General features: G+C 62.7%; 16 protein-coding genes and 1 pseudogene. 13 read left to right on the top strand and 4 right to left on the bottom strand.

Going from position 1 to position 20,149, the window contains the following annotated elements:
- The first annotated feature begins 41 nt into the window (after positions 1-41).
- From X730_RS151770 to X730_RS151765, 3 genes and pseudogenes are all read left to right on the top strand, one after another.
- Positions 42-581, top strand: coding sequence for a copper chaperone PCu(A)C (locus X730_RS151770; RefSeq protein WP_023712310.1), 540 nt, complete (start codon positions 42-44; stop codon positions 579-581).
- Positions 582-620: 39 nt separating this feature from the next.
- A pseudogene (locus tag X730_RS01000000164450) lies at positions 621-1,138 on the top strand (YcnI family protein).
- Between the two features lie 53 nt (positions 1,139-1,191).
- Complete coding sequence (locus X730_RS151765) at positions 1,192-2,817, top strand: copper resistance CopC/CopD family protein (RefSeq protein ID WP_023826323.1); 1,626 nt, start codon at positions 1,192-1,194, stop codon at positions 2,815-2,817.
- Between the two features lie 25 nt (positions 2,818-2,842).
- Here X730_RS151765 and X730_RS151760 read toward each other — a convergent pair whose 3' ends face one another.
- The gene (locus X730_RS151760; protein ID WP_023820506.1) at positions 2,843-3,280 is read right to left on the bottom strand and encodes a VOC family protein; all 438 of its coding nucleotides are present in this window, start codon (positions 3,278-3,280) and stop codon (positions 2,843-2,845) included.
- A gap of 206 nt (positions 3,281-3,486) precedes the next feature.
- On the opposite strand from X730_RS151760, the gene gndA reads away from it, so the two are divergent.
- Positions 3,487-4,914, top strand: a complete 1,428-nt coding sequence (gndA, locus tag X730_RS151755) for an NADP-dependent phosphogluconate dehydrogenase (RefSeq protein WP_023826324.1) — start codon at positions 3,487-3,489, stop codon at positions 4,912-4,914.
- A 34-nt stretch (positions 4,915-4,948) separates the two neighbouring features.
- Here the strand turns inward: gndA and X730_RS151750 are convergent, their stop codons facing one another.
- Complete coding sequence (locus tag X730_RS151750; protein WP_023683027.1) at positions 4,949-5,992, bottom strand: LacI family transcriptional regulator; 1,044 nt, start codon at positions 5,990-5,992, stop codon at positions 4,949-4,951.
- Positions 5,993-6,384: 392 nt separating this feature from the next.
- Between X730_RS151750 and X730_RS151745 the strand changes: the two genes are divergently transcribed.
- The 7 genes from X730_RS151745 (at position 6,385) to mgrA (ending at position 13,736) form a co-directional block, all read left to right on the top strand.
- On the top strand, positions 6,385-7,623 hold the full coding sequence (locus X730_RS151745; RefSeq protein ID WP_023683028.1) for an ABC transporter substrate-binding protein: 1,239 nt from the start codon (positions 6,385-6,387) through the stop codon (positions 7,621-7,623).
- 81 nt (positions 7,624-7,704) lie between these two features.
- A complete protein-coding gene (locus X730_RS151740) occupies positions 7,705-8,598 on the top strand; it encodes a sugar ABC transporter permease (protein WP_023683029.1) in 894 nt (297 codons plus the stop codon).
- Positions 8,591-9,526: a carbohydrate ABC transporter permease gene (locus X730_RS151735; protein ID WP_023669802.1), complete on the top strand. Its 936-nt coding sequence runs from the start codon at positions 8,591-8,593 to the stop codon at positions 9,524-9,526. Before X730_RS151740 ends, X730_RS151735 begins: the two co-directional genes overlap by 8 nt.
- 5 nt (positions 9,527-9,531) lie before the next feature.
- Positions 9,532-10,632 carry an ABC transporter ATP-binding protein gene (locus tag X730_RS151730; protein ID WP_023686606.1) on the top strand — a complete coding sequence of 367 codons (1,101 nt, stop codon included), beginning with the start codon at positions 9,532-9,534 and terminating at the stop codon, positions 10,630-10,632.
- A gap of 99 nt (positions 10,633-10,731) precedes the next feature.
- A complete protein-coding gene (locus X730_RS151725) occupies positions 10,732-11,478 on the top strand; it encodes a sugar phosphate isomerase/epimerase (protein ID WP_023669800.1) in 747 nt (248 codons plus the stop codon).
- A gap of 11 nt (positions 11,479-11,489) precedes the next feature.
- On the top strand, positions 11,490-12,632 hold the full coding sequence (locus X730_RS151720; RefSeq protein WP_023669799.1) for a Gfo/Idh/MocA family oxidoreductase: 1,143 nt from the start codon (positions 11,490-11,492) through the stop codon (positions 12,630-12,632).
- A gap of 57 nt (positions 12,633-12,689) precedes the next feature.
- A complete protein-coding gene (mgrA, locus tag X730_RS151715) occupies positions 12,690-13,736 on the top strand; it encodes an L-glyceraldehyde 3-phosphate reductase (protein WP_023669798.1) in 1,047 nt (348 codons plus the stop codon).
- An 80-nt stretch (positions 13,737-13,816) separates the two neighbouring features.
- Here the strand turns inward: mgrA and X730_RS151710 are convergent, their stop codons facing one another.
- A complete protein-coding gene (locus tag X730_RS151710) occupies positions 13,817-14,908 on the bottom strand; it encodes a trypsin-like serine protease (RefSeq protein ID WP_023713445.1) in 1,092 nt (363 codons plus the stop codon).
- A 402-nt stretch (positions 14,909-15,310) separates the two neighbouring features.
- Here X730_RS151710 and X730_RS151705 point away from each other — a divergent pair, with 402 nt between their 5' ends.
- Together X730_RS151705 and X730_RS151700 are read left to right on the top strand one after the other, a co-directional pair.
- Complete coding sequence (locus X730_RS151705) at positions 15,311-16,390, top strand: serine protease (RefSeq protein ID WP_023826325.1); 1,080 nt, start codon at positions 15,311-15,313, stop codon at positions 16,388-16,390.
- A gap of 187 nt (positions 16,391-16,577) precedes the next feature.
- Positions 16,578-18,380: a hypothetical protein gene (locus tag X730_RS151700; RefSeq protein WP_245261351.1), complete on the top strand. Its 1,803-nt coding sequence runs from the start codon at positions 16,578-16,580 to the stop codon at positions 18,378-18,380.
- 29 nt (positions 18,381-18,409) lie between these two features.
- On the opposite strand, the gene amrB is transcribed toward X730_RS151700, so the two are convergent.
- Complete coding sequence (gene amrB, locus X730_RS151695; RefSeq protein WP_023826326.1) at positions 18,410-20,128, bottom strand: AmmeMemoRadiSam system protein B; 1,719 nt, start codon at positions 20,126-20,128, stop codon at positions 18,410-18,412.
- Between the last annotated feature and the right edge of the window lie 21 nt (positions 20,129-20,149).

Consider the following 20,149-nt stretch of genomic DNA (forward strand, 5'->3'; position numbering starts at 1 on the left):
AGCCGGACAAAGGCGCGACCTCATATTCATGGAGCCTACCCATGTCCCGTTTTCGTCATGCCGGCGCGTTGCGCCGCAGCACCCCTATCTTCACCACTATCGAGCAGCGTCTCGGCAGCGCCCTCTTTGCCTTTGCACTGTTGTTCGTCGGCGCCCATTCCGTCCTTGCGCATGAGTTCAAGGCCGGTGACATCGAGATCGAGCATCCCTGGTCCCGTGCCACGCCAGCCGGCGCCAAGGTTGCCGGCGGCTATTTCACCATCGTCAACAAGGGCAGCGCACCAGACCGGCTGCTGTCGATTTCCTCCGACATTTCGGGGAAGGCCGAACTGCATGAAATGGGGATGAAGGATGGCGTCATGACCATGCGCCCGGTCAGTGGCGCCCTGGACATTCCGGCGGGCGGCAAGATCACGCTGGGTCCTGGCGCCTACCACGTGATGTTCATGGATTTGAAGCAGCCGCCTAAAGAAGGCCAGATGTTTGCCGCCACGCTGACTTTCGAGAAGGCCGGAACCGTGACCGTCGAGTTTGCCGTGCAAGCCATAGGCAGCGCGCCACCCCTCGAAGACAACGACTGACCAATCAATTTGCCAACCGATTTTTCGAGAGGGACCATCATGAACAAGTATCTTTTGCCGGCCGCTGCATTCCTTGTCCTGGGGACAAGCGCTGCCTTCGGCCATATCACGCTCGAAACCCAGGAAGCGCCGGTCGGTTCGACCTACAAGGCCGTGCTGCGCGTGCCGCATGGCTGCGAAGGCAAGGCGACGATTGCCGTGCGCGTGCAGATCCCGGAAGGGGTGATCGGGGTGAAGCCGATGCCCAAGCCCGGCTGGACGCTGCAGGTCAAGAAAGGCAAGTACGAGAAATCCTACCAGCTCTATGGCGAGGCGGTGACCTCGGGCGTCAAGGAAGTCGACTGGAGCGGCGGCAGCCTGCCGGATGAATTTTATGACGAGTTCGTCTTCCGCGGCACGTTGGCCGCCGATCTGCCGGCCGGGCAAAAACTCTATTTTCCGGTGGTGCAGGAATGCGATGGGGCCATCACGCGTTGATAGAGATTCCGGCGGCTGGTCAGGATGAGGATGCGCTGGAAGATCCGGCGCCCGGCCTCAACCTGCTGCCGAAGAAATGATGCATTGGCGGCGCGCTGCTTCGAAGCGGCGCGCCACTGTTTTGGTGGATGGCATGAACGTGGCCTGTTTTCAGCGGATAGAACGGACAGCCGGCAGGTGCTTCGGCCTGCTGGCCGCGATCCTGCTGCTTGCCGTCCTTGCCACGCCAAACCAGGCCTTTGCCCATGCGGCGCTGATCAAGGCCGAGCCTGCCGACGGCGCGGTTCTGGAGCGAGCGCCGACGCAATTTTCGCTGACCTTCAGCGAGCCTGTGTCGCCGCTGGTGCTGACCTTGGTGCGGCCCGACGGTACGCCTGTCGCTTTGACCTCGTTTCGGTTGAGCGACCAAACGGTTGAGATCGACAATCCACAAAAGCTCGGGCCGGGCACCCATGTCTTGAGCTGGCGGGTGATTTCCGCCGATGGCCATCCGGTCGGCGGCTCGGTGCTGTTTTCCGTTGGCGCGCCAAGTGCGGCGCCGGCGGTGGGGGAAGCTGTCGATATAGATTTGCGGTCAGCGATCTGGACCGGCAAGGTTCTTCTCTACATCGGGCTTTTCCTCGGCATTGGCGGCGCCTTCGCGCTGACATGGCTGGCGCAAGGCCAGCGCTCAGGCCAGCGCTTCGTCATTGCCGCCATCCTGTGCGGGCTGGTCGCAGCACCCCTGTCGCTCGGGTTCCAGGGGCTGGACGCGCTGGGCGCGCCACTCGCCCGGCTGGCGCAACCGGTGGTCTGGCGGACGGCGCTTGGCACCAGCTTCGGCTGGACGGTGCTGATTTCGCTGGCGGCGCTCGGGCTTGGCCTGCTGTCGTTGGTCGGATCGCGTGCTGGCGCCAGGCCGTTGGCGCTCGCCGGGCTGGCCGGTGTGGGTGCAGCCCTTGCCGCCAGCGGCCATGCCAGTGCAGCCGAACCGCAATGGCTGACGCGGCCTATGGTGTTCCTGCATGGCGCCGGCATCGCTTTCTGGGCTGGAGCACTGCTGCCGCTCGGCCTGGCGTTGAGCAGCCAATCGGTGGAAGCCGGGGCGTTCCTGCGGCGGTTTTCGCGCGCGATCATGCCCGTGGTGGTAGTGCTTGCCGCCGCCGGTGTGGTGCTCGCCATCATCCAGGTGCAGACACCGGCGGCACTGGTCAACACCGCCTATGGCCGGCTGCTGCTGATCAAGCTGGCGCTGCTGGTGTTTCTGTTCACGCTGGCGGCGGTCAATCGATGGCGGCTCACCGCCTTGGCCGAGGCCGGAGCGACGGAAGTGCGGCGACGGCTTAGCCGCTCGATCTCAGTCGAAATGCTGATCGTGCTCCTGATCTTCGGCGTTGCCGCCGGCTGGCGCTTCACGCCGCCGCCACGGGCCCTGGCAATCGCCGCGGCACAACCGACGTCGACCCATATCCACACTATGAAGGCGATGGCCGACATCGACATCACGCCCGGCCATACCGGGGAGGTCACCGCCTCCATCGTCATCATGGATGGCGATTTCGGCCCGCTCGACGCCAAGGAAGTGTCGCTGGTGCTGTCCAAGCCCGATTCGGGGATCGAGCCGATCAAGCGTCCGGCGACCAAGCCAGGCGACGGCACTTGGCGGGTCGATAATCTCGTCATTCCGATTCCAGGCCGCTGGACGGCGCGGCTCGATATTCTGGTCTCGGATTTCGAAGTGATAAAGATCGAAGCGCCGATCGATATCCGCGCCGAGTGATATTCAGCCCGCCTGCGAAGGGCGCTCAGCCGAGTTCCTGGGCTAACCCGATGAGATGCCCTTCCGGCCCGCGGATGTAGCAGAGCCGATACACCTCCTGGTAACGGACGACTTCACCGACCAGCTGCGCGCCACGCTTGCGGAGCCTTTCCAGCGTGTCGTCGATGTCGTCCACGGTAAACATGACGCGCAGGTAGCCCAGGGCGTTGACCGGGGCGTTGCGGTGATCGGCGACGACAGTCGGCGTGAGGAAGCGGGAGAGCTCGAGCCGGCTATAGCCATCCGGTGAGCGCATCATGGCAATCTCGACGTGCTGATCGCCGAGCCCGGTGACACGTCCGGCCCACTCGCCTTCGATCGTCGCCCGCCCTTCCAGTTCGAGGCCGAGCTCGCAAAAGAAAGCAATCGTCTCGTCGAGGTCATCGACGACGATTCCGACATTGTCCATCCGTTTGACTGCCATATGTCCAACCTATCGCCATATGTTCGATCGGCAAGGCGCCGCCTGGTCACCAACTGACCCTTCCTGACTCGGTTTGACACAACGCCGACGCAACACAATTCGGCGAGGCGGTTGACGTGGCGCGAAAGGCCCGTCAATCATCTCGCCGAAAAATGGGCATCCCGAAAAACGCGGCCTCAACAAAATCCGAAAGCAGGGAAGAAACGATGGAAAAAGCCGAAATCGGCCTGATCGGCCTTGGCACAATGGGCTCCAACCTCGCGCTCAACATTGCCGAGCACGGGCACCGCATCGCCGTCTTCAACCGCACCAAGGCGCGCACCGATGCCTTCCTCGAAGGCGCCGGTTCGCTCAGGGACATGGTGGTGCCCTGCTACAGCCTGGAGGAACTGGCAGCTGCGATCAAGCCGCCGCGCCCGGTCATCATCATGGTGCTGGCCGGCAAGCCGGTCGACGAACAGATCGAAGCGCTGCGCGGCGTGTTGTCTGACAACGATATCGTCATCGATGCCGGCAACGCCAATTTCCGCGATACGATGCGGCGCTTTTCGGAACTGTCGGGCTCGGGTCTCACCTTCATCGGCATGGGCGTATCGGGCGGCGAGGAAGGCGCGCGCCACGGGCCGTCGATCATGGTCGGCGGCACCGAAGACTCCTGGAAGCGCGTCGAACGCGTGCTGACCGCGATCTCGGCCAAGTTCAAGGATGAACCGTGCGCTGCCTGGCTCGGCACAGACGGCGCCGGGCATTTCGTGAAAACCATCCACAACGGCATCGAATATGCCGACATGCAGATGATCGCCGAGATCTACGGTATCCTGCGTGACGGTCTCGGCATGGGGCCGAAGGAGATCGGCAAGGTCTTTGAGGACTGGAACAAGGGCCGGCTCGATTCGTATCTGATCGAGATCACCGCCAGGGTGCTGGCCGCGGACGATGCAAAGACCGGCAAGCCGGTGGTCGACATCATCCTTGACCGTGCCGGCCAGAAGGGCACCGGCAAATGGTCTGTCATCGAGGCGCAGCAGCTCGGCATTCCGGCGACGGCGATCGAGGCGGCGGTGGCGGCCCGCGTGCTGTCCTCGATCAAGGATGAGCGGCAGGCGGCCGAAAAAGCCTATGGCAATACCGGCGTCACCAAGATCTCTGGCGACAAGGCGGCACTTCTGAAAGACCTGGAGCTGGCGCTGCTCGCCGGCAAGATCGCCGCCTATGCACAAGGTTTCGCGGTGATGAGCGCCGCCTCGAAGGAGTTCAACTGGAACTTGCCGATGCCGACCATCGCCAAGATCTGGCGTGCCGGCTGTATTATCCGCTCGCAGATGCTCGACACCATGGCGGAAGCCTTCGGCTCGGGCGGCGCGTCCACCAACCTTTTGATGGCGCCGGCTTTCACCACCATGATGCAGGAGGCGCATCCGTCGCTTAGGCGCACCGTTGCCAAGGCGTCGGAAGCAGGCTCGCCGGTGCCTGCACTGGCGTCGGCACTTGCCTATTTCGACAGCTACCGCCAGGGCCGCGGCACCTCGAACCTGATCCAGGCGCAGCGCGATTTCTTCGGCGCGCATGGCTTCGAGCGCATCGGCGAGCAGGGCGCTTTCCATGGACCATGGGGAAGTGGAGCGGCCGGATAGGGTCAGGTGAGGCGGACCTCTCAGGTCGTGCCAGTCAGCCCTGATACGCGACGACGTCGCCCGGCTTGACCACAGTCTGCAAAGAGCCAGGTGCCGCGCCGCCTATCCAGCCCAGCACGGCGCGGGCAAGCTCGGTGCCGGCGAGGCGGAAGTCTTCGTTGACGATCAGCAACTCCCGGCGGAACAGATGCAGCAGTTCCGACGATTGCTTGGACACGACATCGACGTCGCGGCCGAGTTTCAGGCCGGCATCCTCGATGCCGGCGACGATGGCCAGCGTTGCTGCGGCGGCGCTGCTGACGAAACCGTCCGGCCTGACGTCGCGGCGCATCAACTGCGCGGTCCGCGTCCTGATCTGATCGATCGACTGGTCGATCGAAACAGCGTTGAACGGCACTTCGCTGGCGTCGACCTCGCTCAGTGCGTCGGCAAAGCCATTGACCGTGTGGTCGTAATAGGTGAGCCCGACCGGCGGCGCTACCAGCGCCAGCCGGCGCCGGCCGACGCTGGCCAGATGGCGCACCGCTTCGGCGGCGAAGGCGTAATTGTCGAAGTCGTGATAGGGGTGGACAAGCCCCATATCGGTGCGGCCATGCGTGGCAAAGGGTATGCCACGCTCCAGCATGTAGCGGGCGCGCGGATCGTTGGGCTGCGTGCGTGAGATGATGACGCCATCGGCCGAGCCGGACTCGACCAGATACTTTACCGGGTCCAGCGGATCCTGCGAGCGCGAGTAGGGCGTGACGATCAGGTGATAGGGTGTGTCGGCAATGACCTCCGAGACGCCGTAGATGATGTCCGAGACAAAGCTCATGATCTCGCGCTCGGTATTGAGCACGAGGCTGATAACATTGGTCTTGCCAGTCCGCAGGCGCACGCCGGCGCGGTTCGGCCGGTAGCCGATCTGCCTGGCGACGAGTTGAACCCGCCGCCTGGTCTCGGCGCCGATCTCGGGTGCATCCTTGAGCGCGCGCGAGACGGTGGTGACGCCGAGCCCGGTCATGAAGGCAAGCGTTTTCAGCGTCGGCCGCTCATGCGCCGACGCCTCGTCGTCCTTCTCCGTCTGGTCCCTGTCCATTCGTCCCGCCCCGTCAGGCGCATAGCAGCCGCCGGACCAGCCGACAATCGCTTCGATGACGATGTGGCACGGTTCTTCGCCGTCAGGCCTCAATATACTGAAACGTTACAGATTTCCAACATCGCAGCGCGTGGGTCTCTCAAGCCATGGTTTTGGCAGGGTTTTGGCGGCCAGAAACGTTGCGCGAGAATCAGGTTCGAGACGGTTTTCTTGCGCTGCAGCATGATTTTGCAGCGCAGCACCCGGTTTTGCGCGGAGTTTGCCGGTTTGCACGCAACGAATTTGTTCGCGCCTCGAAAAAACATTCGAGCGCGTTTATCTCAGGGGTTGCACGCTCCGCATAATTGCCGTATCGAAAATCTGTAACGTTTCAGATTCTGGGAGGAACCGAAATGCGCTATAGACTTTTGACCGCTGCCCTTGCCGCGACGGCCGCGCTTCAGCTTGCCGGCCCGGCGGCCGCCACCGACCTGGAAGTGACCCATTGGTGGACGTCGGGCGGCGAGGCGGCGGCGGTTGCGGAATTCGCGAAGGCTTTTGACGCGACCGGCAATCACTGGGTCGACGGCGCCATTGCCGGATCCGGCGGCACGGCACGGCCGATCATGATCAGCCGCATCACCGGCGGCGATCCGATGGGCGCCACCCAGTTCAATCACGGCCGGCAGGCCGAAGAACTGGTGCAGGCCGGCCTAATGCGCGACCTCACCGATGTCGCCACCAAGGGCAAGTGGACGGAAATCGTGCGGCCGAAGAGCCTGCTCGACAGTTGCACCATAGACGGCAAGATCTACTGCGTGCCGGTCAATATCCACTCCTGGCAGTGGTTGTGGCTGTCGAACGAAGCCTTCGAGAAGGCCGGCGTGCCGCTGCCGAAGGACTGGAATGAATTCGTGGCGGCAGCGCCCGCCCTGGAAAAGGCGGGCATCATCCCGCTCGCTGTCGGCGGACAGGCCTGGCAATCTTCCGGCGCCTTCGATGTGCTGCTGGCGGCGGTCGGCGGCACCGATGCATTCCTCAAGGTCTACAAGGACAAGGACGCCAAGTTCGCCGCTGGGCCCGAGATCGCCAAGGTCTTCAAGGCCGCCGACGATGCCCGCAAGATGGCGAAGAACACCAATGTGCAGGACTGGAACCAGGCGACCAATCTGGTCATCACCGGCAAGGCCGGCGGCCAGATCATGGGTGACTGGGCGCAAGGCGAGTTCCAGGTTGCCGGCAAGGTCGCCGGCAAGGACTATGCCTGCCTGCCGGGCCTCGGTCTGAACGAAGTTATCGCCACCGGCGGCGACGCCTTCTATTTCCCGCTGCTCAAGGATGCCGACAAGTCCAAGGCGCAGGAGGTGTTGGCAGAGACGCTGCTCGACCCTAAGACTCAGGTCGCCTTCAATCTCAAGAAGGGCTCGCTGCCGGTGCGCGGTGACGTCGATCTCAATGCGGCGAACGACTGCATGAAGAAGGGTCTGGCCATCCTCGCCAAGGGCGCCGTCATCCCGTGGACGGACCAACTGCTTTCGCAGGATACCCAGAAGCAGAAGGAAGATCTCTTCGCCGAATTCTTCGCCAAGCCGGACCTGACCATCGAAGACGCGCAGAAGCGCTTCGCCGACCTCATCGCTTCGGCAGACTGACGTTGGAGGCAATACACCTCGCTCCCGGCCTTGCGAAAGCAGGGCCGGGATCGCACCGCCCTTACCCAGCCGGCTGACGAGATGAGCAAGAGCGAACGCCCCAACCCGCTGTTCCGCAACATCAATGCGAAGGTCGCCTCGATCCCGATGATCCTCACCGCGTCGGTGGTTTTCGTCGGCGGCACCGTCTGGACGGTGTTCTATTCCTTTACCAATTCGAAGCTGCTGCCACGGCTGAATTTCGCCGGGCTCGATCAGTATTACCGGCTGTGGGCGACGCCGCGCTGGCTGATCTCGATCGAGAACCTTTTGATCTACGGCGCGATCTCGCTCGTGTTCTCACTGGTCATCGGCTTCCTGCTTGCAGCGCTTCTCGACCAGAAGATCCGTTTCGAGGACACGTTCCGCACCATCTTCCTCTATCCGTTCGCGCTTTCCTTCATCGTCACCGGCCTGGTCTGGCAGTGGCTGCTCAATCCGGATTTCGGCATCCAGCATGTGGTGCGGGACCTCGGCTGGACGAGCTTCAACTTCGACCCGCTCTACAATTCCAGCATCGTCATCTACGGCATTTCGATTGCGGCGCTGTGGCAAGGCACCGGGCTCATCATGTGCCTGATGCTGGCCGGCCTGCGCGGCATCGACGAGGACATCTGGAAGGCAGCGCGGGTAGACGGGATCCCGATGTGGAAGACCTATCTGTTCATCGTCATCCCGATGATGCGGCCGGTTTTCATCACCACGCTGGTCATCATCGCGTCGGGCATCGTCAAGGTCTACGACCTCGTTGTCGCCCAGACCAGCGGCGGCCCCGGAATCGCCTCCGAAGTGCCGGCCAAATATGTCTATGACTACATGTTCTTCGCACAGAATCTTGGCCAGGGCTTTGCCGCCTCGACCATGATGCTGCTCTCGGTGGTGATCGTCGTCGTGCCGTGGGCCTACCTTGAATTTGGAGGCAGGAAGCGTGGCTGACCCGGCCGTCCCTTTGCCCGCCAGCGCGGGTGCCGCCGAGCGCGAAGCCTCCGGGCCGCGCGGGCCGAAGCCGCGGCATGTCTTCTCGCGCCGCAATATCTTCCTCTATGGCACGCTGATCGTGGTGGCGGTCTACTATCTGCTGCCGCTCTACGTGATGGTGGTCACCTCGCTTAAGGGCATGCCCGAGATACGGATGGGCAATATCTTCTCGCCGCCGCTCGAAATCACGTTCGAACCGTGGGTGAAGGCGTGGGCGACGGCCTGCACCGGCCTCAATTGCGACGGGCTTTCGCGGGGCTTCTGGAATTCGGTGCGCATCACTGTGCCGTCAGTGCTGCTGTCGATCGCGATCGCCTCGGTGAACGGCTATGCGCTGGCCAACTGGCGCTTCAAGGGCGCCGACACATTCTTCGTCATCCTGATCGTCGGCGCCTTCATCCCTTATCAGGTGATGATCTATCCGATCGTCATCATCCTGCGCGAGATCGGCCTCTACGGCAGCCTCAGCGGCCTGGTGATCGTCCATTCCATATTCGGCATGCCGATCCTCACGCTTTTGTTCCGCAACTATTTTGCCTCGATGCCGGAAGAGCTGTTCAGGGCGGCACGGGTCGACGGCGCCGGCTTCTGGGGCATCTTCCTGCGGATCATGGCGCCGATGTCGCTGCCGATCTTCGTCGTCGCCATCATCCTGCAGGTGACCGGCATCTGGAACGACTTCCTGTTCGGCGTCGTCTACACCCGCCCCGACACCTATCCGATGACGGTGCAGCTCAACAACATCGTCAATTCGGTGCAAGGCGTGAAGGAGTACAACGTCAACATGGCCGCCACCATCCTGACCGGCCTTGTGCCACTCATCGTATACTTCATTTCCGGCAAGCTTTTCGTGCGCGGCATCGCCGCCGGTGCGGTGAAAGGGTGATGGCGATGACGGCAGCCAACGGCACCAGCGTTTCGATCCAGGACCTGTCCCTAAATTTCGGCTCTGTATCGGTGCTGCAGACCCTCAATCTCGAGGTCGCAGAGGGCGAGTTCATCGTGCTGCTCGGTCCCTCGGGCTGCGGCAAGTCGACCTTGCTCAACTGCATCGCCGGGCTGCTCGATATTTCCGAAGGCCGCATCTTCATCAAGGGCAAGAACGTCACCTGGGAGGAGCCCAAGGATCGCGGCATCGGCATGGTGTTCCAGTCCTATGCGCTTTATCCGCAAATGACGGTGGAGAAGAACCTGTCGTTCGGCCTGCGCGTTGCCGGCGTGCCCAGGGATGAGATCGCCAAGCGCATCGCACGCGCCGCCGAGATCCTGCAGATCGAGCCGCTTTTGCAGCGCAAGCCCGCGGCCTTGTCCGGCGGCCAACGCCAGCGCGTGGCGATCGGGCGGGCGCTGGTGCGCGACGTCGATGTCTTCCTGTTCGACGAGCCACTATCCAATCTCGACGCCAAGCTGCGCTCGGAACTGCGCGTCGAAATCAAGCTTCTGCATCGCAAGCTGCAGAACACCATGATCTACGTCACCCACGACCAGATCGAGGCGATGACGCTGGCCGACCGTATCGCGGTCATGCGCGGCGGCGTCATCCAGCAGCTCGACGCGCCGCAGACGATCTACAACCGGCCGGTCAACCGTTTTGTCGCGGGCTTCCTCGGCTCGCCGGCGATGAATTTCCTCGAAGGGGAGCTGGAAGCCGGTGCTGCTCCGGCGTTCAGGACCGACGGTGTTTCGGTGCCGCTCGACCGCTATACCTTTGACGGCACGGAGCGCCCGGCCGGCGCTTGCGTGCTGGGCATCCGGCCTGAACACATCGCTTTCGGTGACGCTGCAAAGTCGATGCCGTTTTCCGCCGGCGGTTCGGTCGAGATCGTTGAGCCGATGGGTTCCGACACGCTGGTGTGGACCAAGCTTGCCGGCCGCAACTTCTCCTTCCGCGTCGAAGCGGAACGGACGCTGCGCAGCGGCGATCCGATCCAGTTCGGTTTCGATCCGGCGCGCGCCTCGCTGTTCGACGCTGCGACCGGCAATCGCCTGTGACCCTCTAGAATCATCCGCAAACCATCCTCCCAAGAACGACCGAAACGATCCCCCGAAAACATCCCCAAGCCTTAACCACCCAAGAAACGGACAGAGACGATGAACTGGTCATTCCAACTCTACAGCGCCCGCAATTTCCAGCCGTGGGACGGCATCCTGAAAATGCTCGGCAAGCTCGGCTACAAGGAAGTCGAAGGTTTCGGCGGCGTCTATGACGACCCCACGGCGTTCCGCGCCGAACTCGACAAGAACGGGCTTTCGATGCCGACCGGACATTTCTCGATCGATGCGCTGGAGAATGATTTCGACGGGGTACGCAAAACAGCCGACGCACTCGGCATCACGCTCGTCATCTGTCCCTATCTGCTGGCCGAGCAGCGGCCGGCCGACGCTGCCGGCTGGCGCGGCTTTGGCGAGCGTCTGGCCAAGGTCGGCGAGACCGCAAAAAAAGCCGGCTACGGCTTTGCCTGGCACAACCATGATTTCGAGTTCAAGACACTCGCCGACGGCTCGGTGCCGCAGGATCACATCCTGTCGGCTGCGCCCGACATCGGCTGGGAGATGGACGTCGCCTGGGTAGTCCGCGGTGGCGTTGATCCGCTGCCGTGGATCGAAAAGCACGGCAAGCGCATCAGCGCCGTCCATGTCAAGGACATGGCCAAGTCAGGCGAAGGCCTTGACGAGGACGGCTGGGCGGATGTCGGCCACGGCACCATCGACTGGGCCGGCCTGATCAAGACACTTCGGGCGAAGAGCGCGGCCAAATATTACGTCATGGAACAGGACAACCCCAACGATATCGAGCGCTTCGCCAGCCGCTCGCTCGCATCCGTCAAGGCTTACTAGGAACAATCATCATGGCAAAGAAACTGGGTATCGGCGTCATCGGCTGCGGCAACATCTCGAAAGCGTATTTCTCGCTGGCGCCGCTGTTTCGCGGCATCGAGATGCGCGCCTGCGCCGACATCAACATGGACGCGGCCAAGGCACGGGCGAAGGAGTTCAAGCTGCGCGCCGAGACCGTCGAAGAACTGCTCAAGGATGACGAGATCGACATCGTCGTCAACCTCACCATCCCGGCGGTGCACTACGGGGTGTCGAAGCAGATCCTCGATGCCGGCAAGCACGTCTATTCGGAAAAGCCGTTCGTGCTGTCGGTCAAGGAAGGCCTCGACCTCAAGAGCCGGGCCGAGAAGAAAGGGCTGCGCATCGGTTCGGCTCCGGACACTTTCCTCGGCGGCGCGCACCAGCTGGTGCGCAACCTCATCGACACCGGCGCGCTCGGCAAGATCACCAGCGGCACCTGTCATGTGATGGGCCACGGCATGGAGCACTGGCACCCCAATCCCGATTTCTTCTTCCAGCCGGGCGCCGGGCCGGTGCTCGACATCGGGCCCTACTACATCACCAACCTGATCCAGCTGATCGGGCCGGTGAAGCAGGTGGCGGCCTTCGCGACGACGCCTGCCAAGGAACGCACGATCTCGTCGAAACCGCGCGCGGGCGAAAAAATCCCGGTGAACACGCCGACGACCATCCACGGCCTGCTGGAGTTCGAGAACGGCGCCGTGATCACGCTCAACACCAGCTGGGACGTCTGGGCGCATGGTCACGCGCCGATGGAACTCTATGGCGAGACGGGCACGGTGTTCGTGCCGGATCCGAATTTCTTCGGTGGCGACGTGCGCATAACCAAGGCGGCAAAACCGGTGAAGAAACTGCCGAAATGGCAGCATCCGTTCGGCGTGCCCAACGAAATGCACGGCCAGGGCATGATGGCCAACTACCGCACCGCAGGCCTTGCCGACATGGCGCTGGCGATCGCCGAGGGCCGGCCGCATCGTTGCTCGATGGAGCTCGCGCTGCATGCCGTCGATGTCATGACCGGCCTGTTGCGGTCGGGCGAGACCGGCAAGTTCGTCGCCATGCAGACCAGCTGCGAGCGGCCGGCTGCACTCGGCGTCAAGGACGCAAAAGGACTGTTGGCGAAGCAGAAATGAGGTAGAAGGGTGTCGGCGCGCTCGCGCCGACACCCATACAATCCAGGATCTGTACCCATGCGCTGGCAGCCGGCTGAACACCGCTATGAGAAAATGCTCTACAACAGATGTGGGCGATCCGGCCTGAAACTGCCGGCGATCTCGCTCGGCCTGTGGCACAATTTCGGCAACGACACGCCGCACAACACCAAGCAGGCGATCGCGCGCAAGGCCTTCGATCTCGGCATCACCCATTTCGATCTCGCCAACAATTACGGCCCGCCGCCCGGCTCGGCCGAGATCGCCTTCGGCGAGATATTGCGCACCGACTTCGCCGGCTATCGCGACGAGCTGATCATCTCGACCAAGGCCGGCTATGAGATGTGGGCAGGGCCTTATGGCGAATGGGGCAGCCGCAAATATGTGCTGGCGAGCCTCGACCAGAGCCTGAAGCGGATGGGGCTCGACTATGTCGACATCTTCTATTCGCACCGCTTCGATCCGGATACGCCGCTTGAGGAAACGATGGGCGCTCTCGACCATGCGGTGCGTTCCGGCAAGGCGCTCTATGCCGGCATCTCGTCCTACAATTCGCAGCGCACGCGCGAGGCCGCCGACATATTGAAGCAGCTCGGTACGCCCTGCATCATCCATCAGCCGAGCTATTCGATGCTCAACCGCTGGGTCGAAGAGGACGGACTGCTCGATACGCTGGAAGGGCTCGGTGTCGGATCGATCGTGTTCTCGCCGCTGGCGCAAGGCATGCTGACCGACAAATATCTCGGCGGCATCCCCGAGGGTAGCCGCGCCAGCCAAGGCAAGTCGCTGCGGCCCGCCTTCATCAACGAAAAGACCATCGCTAACATCCAGGCGCTGAACGCGATCGCCGGCAAGCGTGGCCAGACGCTGGCGCAGATGGCGCTGGCCTGGGTGCTGCGCAAGGGCCGGGTCACCTCGGCGCTGATCGGCGCCAGCCGGCCCGAACAGGTCGAGGACTGCGTCGGCGCGCTCAAGGTGCTCGAGTTCAGCGATGCCGAGCTCGCCGAAATCGACACTTACGCACGCGAGTCCGACATCAATCTGTGGGCGGCGTCGGCCGAGCGCAAAGGCCCGCCGCGGAAGTAAGCGGAACAGCCGGCACCGGACATGAATCAAAACGGCGGGAAAGATCCCGCCGTTTTGCGTTTATCAAGCTTCGGGCCCGTTCAGGGCTTCTTGGCCGTGCCGAGACCGGCCTTGGGCGCCGCCGCGGCTGCCGGAGCCGGGGTCTTCATCTTGGCTTCGATCCAACCCGTATAGTTGGCCAATCGCGTGTAGATGCCATAGGCATTCTTGTGGCCGCAAGCGGCGGTGCCGTCGGACGGACCTTCGCCCCAGGAGACGACGCCGACCTGGACCGGACCGTTGGCGCCGGTCATGAACAGCGGACCGCCGCTGTCGCCGTTGCAGGCGTCGCGTTCGCCGCTGTCGGTGCCGGCGCAGATCATGTTCTTGGTCAGCGGATCCGACATATCGGCGGCGATCGCATTGGCGGCGGCATCGATGCCCTTTTCCGAATAACGCATCCGATGCGAGAGATCACCAAGTGCCGCCTTCAGGTCATGCGCATAGATCGACTTGATGCCGCTGTTGCAGGCAGCGCTCGGCTCGAGATCGAGATCGGCCACCATCAGCGCGGTCGGGAAGGTGCCGTCCTGCATCTTGCCCCAGCCGATGACCGTGGTCTTGCCGCTGTCTGGCGTCGGCTCATTGGTGATCTTGATGACCGGCGCATCGGCGGGCTCCGCCAGCCGGAGCAGGCCGAGATCATTGTCCAGCGTCTGTTCGCTGTAGCCCTCGTTGACGATGACCTCGACCACCTTGTAGCGCTTGCCTTCGGTAAGATCGGTGGCGCCGGTCAGCACGGTCACCGTGTCGGGCGAAATCGGCCGGCCCTTGTCGTTGAGGCAGTGCGCCGCCGTCAGCACCCATTGCGGAGCAATCAGGCTGCCGCCGCAGAATTGCGCGTTCGGCTGCGAGGCCGGGCTGGGGTCCAGCCGGGCGCTGGTCAGCAGCGCCACCTGGAACGGATAGGCCCCTTTGTCGGCTTCCTTGCCGCCATAGACGCGGTCGGCCCCGTCGGGATTCTCGGCCTTGGCCTTGTCCCGGGATTCGGCAACGCGCTGCATCGGCGAGACCGCCGCTTCCGGCCTGGCGGCGTCGTCGGCTGCATAGAGCGCGTTGACGGCGGGGAAAGCGGCCGCGATGCCCAGCAGCGATGCAGCGGCAAGCGGCCTGAACCGATGGATAATGTTCACCTTGAAACCCTCCTGAGATGAAAATTGCCGAGCCATGCCGCCATGACGCATAACCAACAGAAGCGGTAGCGGTACCTCGATCGCCTTCTGCCAGAACGAACGACATCCGCGCGGTTATAAAACCGAAATACCACTTTTGCTAATCGTGCCCCATCGGGCAGAGCCCACCCAAACCCTATAGCCCCCCACGGGCTACGTGGAAGCGATTTGTCATTGCCAATGTTGGATTATTTTAGGCAGTATATCGACGCGGGTGCGTTTGGCGGAGGGCTTTAACGAGGCCGCCCGGACCGATGATCCGATACGGGCGGGTAACCAAACTAATTTTTTAACTCCACCACGATCTCGACAATATTTCTGTATTTTGCTCCACTCCTTGCTGACTTTTGGGAGAGTCTCACCATGACGAAACTGACAAGCACTATCATTGCGTCCGCACTGCTATCCACCGCACTGTGGACGATGCCTGCCTTCGCCGCCGATCCCGGCTCAGCGAATGCCGGCAATGGCGAAAGCATGCGCGATCTCGGAACGGGCGACTACCAGCCCGGCCGTGCAAAGCCGATCGCGCCGCCGAAACTGACCGAAGATGAAGCCAGCCGGGCAGCGCCGCTGACCGACGAGGGCACGGCGGTCAAATCCTATGGCATCGTCGGACGTTCCGCCGATGGCAAGGACATCAAGATCGGTGCAGGCGAGACGCTGAAGGACCTTGTCATCAAGGAATTGAACGCGCCCGCCAACACACCGAACGCCGACAAGACCGGATTGACGGGCGGCGACGAAGCCGGCCGCCAGGTGTTCGGGGCCGACGATCGCGAGCAGATCAAGAACACCAAGACCTACCCGTTCACCGCGATCGGGTATATCGAAGGCAAAGCCAAGAGCGGTTACGGCAGCTGCTCGGGAACCCTGATCGGTCCGCGCACGGTGCTCACCGCCGCGCATTGCCTCTACAGCAATGAAGACAAGGCTTGGCTCGACGACGTCATCTTCGTGCCGTCGCTCAACGGCAACACCGCCGACGATGCACCGTTTGGCGCTTTCAGCTACGAGAGCGTCTATATCCTGCAGGGCTTCATCGACAATTATCAGGGTTACTACGGCTCGGTCATTCCGTGGGACCTCGGCATCATTACGCTGAAGCAGGATGTCGGCACCAATCTCGGCTGGCTGGGTTATGCCAACTATGAGAACCTCGGCGATTTCACCGCAAACATCGTTGGCTATCCCGGCGACAAGCCGATGGGAACGATGTGGAAGGCGACCTGCGAAGTGAAAGCCGAAAACGTCGGCGCGGAGTATTTCCAGTACGACTGCGACACCTATCCGGGGTCGAGCGGCAGCTCGGTCTACGCCTACGACAATGGCGCCAAGCAGCGCGTCGTCACCGGCGTGAACGTGGCCGAAAGCCCCAACGCCAACACTGCGGTGCGCCTGAACGCTGCCAACGTGGCGTGGATCAACAGCCTGTACAAATAAGGCCCGATCTTTCGCCGGCAAACAGCGGCGATAACCAGCACTACCAAACCGGCGGCGGGACGTTCCTGCCGCCGGTTTTTTGTATCGAAACACCTCTCTTGCACTGTGTTACAGCGGTGCTTACGCTAGGCGATCCAAGGGGTTGGGTAAGATGGCGCGGGCAAGAATGATCTTCGGAGTCAAAGCGATGGCGGCTGCATCCATGCTGGCCGCACTGACATGCTTTTCCGCTATGGCCGATCAAGGCGGTGCCACACCCGATGGCGCCTGGGCCGAGCGGGTGCAAATCCTCTATAAAAGCGAAACACGTTCGGTGCTGCGCAAGAATGTACGGGTCTGGGATTCCCACCCGGAATTGGGTCTTGATTTCACCTGGGAGCCGGCAGCCGGCGTGTCGCCGGACCGCACCGTCGCAGCCGACGGCACCGTCAACGGCAAGGGCAGGCTGGTCTGGCGCGTACGCGGCTCGGCGAGCTATGACCCCAAGACGATCTATTCCAGCTATTTCGGCGAGATCAGGAATGGCCGCCCCGAAGGACAAGGCCGGCTGGAGCTGCGTTCAGGCGAGGTTCTCGACGGCCGTTGGGTCGCCGGCCAGCTCGACGGCCATGCGATCCATGTCGATGCCGACGGCAATCGCTATGAAGGGCAATTCAGGGCCGGTGTGCCGAATGGCGAGGGCAGGCTGGAGACGAAGACAGGCGAGATATTCGTCGGCTCTTTTGCCGATGGGCTGAAGGACGGCAAGGGCCGCACCCGGCTGCCCGGCGGCACCGTCTACTGGTCGCAATGGGCGATGGGCAAGGAGATCGGCGGTGCGCGCCCCGACGTGCTGGCCGATGCCAGAGTGGGCGGGTTGCTCAAGGCGCAGACCGGCGGCGGTTCCGCCGACAAGGTCGAGATCGGCATTGCCGTCGACCAGCGCATGTCGCAGCAGGCCGACATGCAGTACCAGCATCTGGTGCGCGACGAAGACATCGCGATCTATCCGGTGTCGGACCAGTACAACGATGCCTGGAACGGCACCGGAGAGATTCGTACCGGCAATGTCTATGAAGGCATGGACTGGGAGACGGCGCCGGCCTTCGCCGAAGTCGACCTCAAGACCACCGACCAGTCGAGGGTCAAGATCGACAGCCTGGAAATGAAGGTGGCCGCGAGCGAGGCCTACCGCAAGCCGATGCTGTCGATCAGCGAGCACTATGGCTGCGTCGGCTTCCGCCCCGACTTCTCGATCGTCAACAATGGCTGGGGCGACGTGAAAGACATGAAGATGTCGATCCAGTTCACCAGGACCGACGAGGAGGACAACGCGACCGGCGAGCCGAGCCGCATGTTCACGAAGGACATCGGCACTTTCGGCGATGGCGTCGACGTCTCGATCAAGGACGTGCTGACTGAAGCCGGCGTCGACACAACCACGCTCGAGACCGAGCGCTTCACCTGCCCGTCAAGGGACAGCCTGGATGTCTGCCGCGCCCAGGTGGCCAACAAGGTCAAGTTCGGCGACGTTGCCGATTACATCAGCGGCAGCGTCGAGAAAATGAGCGTGACCGGGATTGGCAAGCTCGATTATTCCTGGGCGGACGATCAGGGCGCTGTCTACCAGCAGAGCGAGCCGTTTCGCGTCATCGTCTCGCTGGTCAGCATCGAGGTCCCAGAATCGCTCGCCGAATGCGGCGATGGCGGCGGCGCGTCGCCCGAAGCGCTGCGCTACCAGAACATCGAATTTCCGATCGGCAAGACCGATTACAGCATCCCCATGCCGGTGCGCGGCAACAAGAATCTCAGCGCCTACACGGCACGGCTGAAAATGTGGTCGTCAATGTCGTCGATCCATCGCTTCAGCATCGCCGCCCATTTCGCCGATGGCAGCACACGCGAGAGCAAGCCGGCCACGTTCTTCTATTTCAGGCCGAAGCAGTCGCTGTTCGAAACCAGCACCAAGCCGGCGGTCTGCTATCTGCCGGAAGATCTGCAAGGCTGTTGAGGTCCTGTCACGTCCTTTCGGGAATCGCGTCATTTCGAGCCCATCTCGAAAAAATTGGGCAGCGGGATCAGCCGGGCAAAGATCGTGTCCTGGCTGAACACCCTGAGTTCCAGCATCGACCCGGACGATCGTTCGGCTTTCTGGTCGAACAGGAAATTGCCGAGCGAATAGATCTCCGCAACATCGCCGCCGCCGAGCGGCAGGATCGCCTCGCTCGATACATGTGGATGACCGCCGACGATTGCCGTGACACCGCGCAGCCGCATCTGGTCGGCAAGCATCTCCTCGCGCGGCGACGGCTCCGTCTTGTACTCGCGGCCCCAATGGACGAAGGCAATCACCGGCCGCTCGGCATTGTCGTGCAGCAGCCGGTCGAGCAAAGCAGGCGTCAGAAGGTCGGTGTTCCTGGAGCCGTTGGTATCGATGTCGGTCAGCCCGACCAGGTCGAGATCGGCAAGCGCCAGCGTCTCGCCCTGCCCGAAATGGGCGATGCCGGCCGCATCGAGTGCGGCCAGCGTCTCGGCATAGCCTGACGGGCCGAGGTCGTAGGCGTGATTGTTGGCCAGGCTGACAGCGGCGACATGCAATTTCTTGAGCATGTCGATGGCGAGGTCTGCGGGCATGGCCAGCGTCATGTCGTCGATCGCTTCAGGGACGTTGGGCAGGATCACGCCTTCGAGATTGACGATCAGCGGCCGCGAGCGGGTCAGGGCCAGCACGCTTTCGACGATCTTCTCGGCAACACCGTCGCGGACCAGGATCTTCTTCATGGCGCGGCCGAAATTCACGTCGCCCGCGAAATAGTAGAGCTTGTCGTCGGGACGGGCAGGATTGTTGAAGCCGGGGCCGAAGGTGCCGAACAGCGCCACGACATAGCTGGTGGTGCGCTCGACATAGTCGCTTGAATGCGCCTGCGAGTTCTCGTTGGCGACGACCAGCGGCGCAGCACCGAACAGTTCGCGCTGCAGCCTGGTCTGGATATAGAGCGCACCGACCGAATCGGCGTGATCCGGCTGGCGCAGCGCCGCGATGCCGTCGAGCGAACCGGCGGCGAGCATGTTCAGCGTCTGCTGGTCGAAACGCCTGGCTTCGTGCTGCGGCAGATAGTGGGAGAAATCGGTGGATTCGACGATCAGCGTGTCCTTGTCGACGATCGCTTTCAGCGCCTGCGCCAGCCGGTCCCAGTCGCCGCGCTTCGCCTTGACCGACATCGCCACCGGCACGATGGTTGCCTCGGGAAAATAATGGTGCAGGAAGGGCAGCATGGCTTGAACGCCGTGCTCCTTGGCGAAGAGGCAGGAGTCCTCGACCATCTCGCTGTTCGCCTGGATAAGGCGCAGGGCTGCCGTGTCGGCCAGGACCGGGCCAAGCACAGTGTCGAAGCCGCGCGTCGTGGTGGCGAAGAGTTTCTGCGTCTTATGGAAATGGTCCGGCGACAGGATGACGATGCGCTTGTAGCGGAAGCCGGACGCGGCGTGGAAACCGAGTGCGACGAGATCTGCGACGAGCAGGTGGTGGGGGACTGTGATGCCGGTGAGGCGTTGGTTGGACGGCTCGATTCTGGCGACGGCGGCGATGGCGTCGGTGAAGAGTGTGGGGTCGGAGTAGAAGGACGGGAAGTTTGTGTCGCCGGGCGGGCAGGTGATGGGGGCGGCAGACGCTTGAAGCACTGAGAGGATAAGCAAGGCGGTGGCAAAGATCAGAATGCTGGTCCGTGCCCAGGCACCCCCCGCTGTCCTGCCGGACATCTCCCCCGCAAGGGGGGAGAT

The organism is Mesorhizobium sp. L103C131B0, assembly GCF_000502275.1.
Taxonomy (GTDB): Bacteria; Pseudomonadota; Alphaproteobacteria; order Rhizobiales; family Rhizobiaceae; genus Mesorhizobium.